1 protein-coding gene is annotated in these 732 nt (G+C 63.0%); it reads left to right on the top strand.

Annotated elements, in window-relative coordinates:
- Positions 1 to 467, top strand: a 467-nt coding sequence (locus tag NG900_RS26400; protein ID WP_252685346.1) for an SPASM domain-containing protein, incomplete at its 5' end; no start/stop codon positions are given.
- Between the last annotated feature and the right edge of the window lie 265 nt (positions 468 to 732).

The raw sequence follows: 732 nt of genomic DNA, 5'->3' as shown, positions 1-732 counted from the left end.
CCGATTACTTCGAGCAACGCCCGAAGAAGTGCATGAATGGTTGGGGCACCACGTTCCTGGGGATCGCACCTGATGGTGTGGCATTGCCCTGTCATTCGGCACGCATGCTGCCGGGGCTGGAGTTGCCTAACGTTCTGCAGCAACCGTTGCGGGAGATCTGGCAGATCAGCGATGCATTCCAGCGTTTTCGTGGCACGCATTGGATGCCCGAGCCGTGCCAGTCATGCGACTCGCGCGAAGAAGACTTCGGCGGCTGCCGCTGCCAGAGCTATCTGCTCACGGGCGACGCAACCCGCACGGACCCGGTGTGCGGAAAATCCGCCGATCACGGCGCACTGCAGAAGGTGGTGCTGCAAGGCCGGATGGCCGCGATGAACGGCTTCGGGCAAATGCGGGACACCCGTACCGGCGAGGTCCCGATCGTGTTCCGCACGGATGCCAATTCGCGCCGGCTGGCGCAGCCATAGAAGGACGTTTCGAGGCCGATGGGATCGGGCGCATAAGACCGGTCCGATTTGCGGCACATCTCAGATCACGGGTCCGCGCTCTGCACCCATTTCATCAGTTACAGAACATCTTCTCCCGGCTCGCCAACTGCCAATTTGTTGGCGAGCGTCCTCCCGATCCCCACCGAGACAGGCCGCGGCGAATTTCAGCCGCGCCGGTTCGCAACCGACCTATTCGAAGGGATCACGCCAGCCGGGCAACATGCGCTGCACGCACCGGCGCGCA

This window comes from Ralstonia soli (assembly GCF_023955655.1).
GTDB lineage: Bacteria > Pseudomonadota > Gammaproteobacteria > Burkholderiales > Burkholderiaceae > Ralstonia > Ralstonia soli.
The sequence above is the reverse complement of the archived record's forward strand: the minus strand, read 5'-3'. Positions and strand labels throughout refer to the sequence as shown.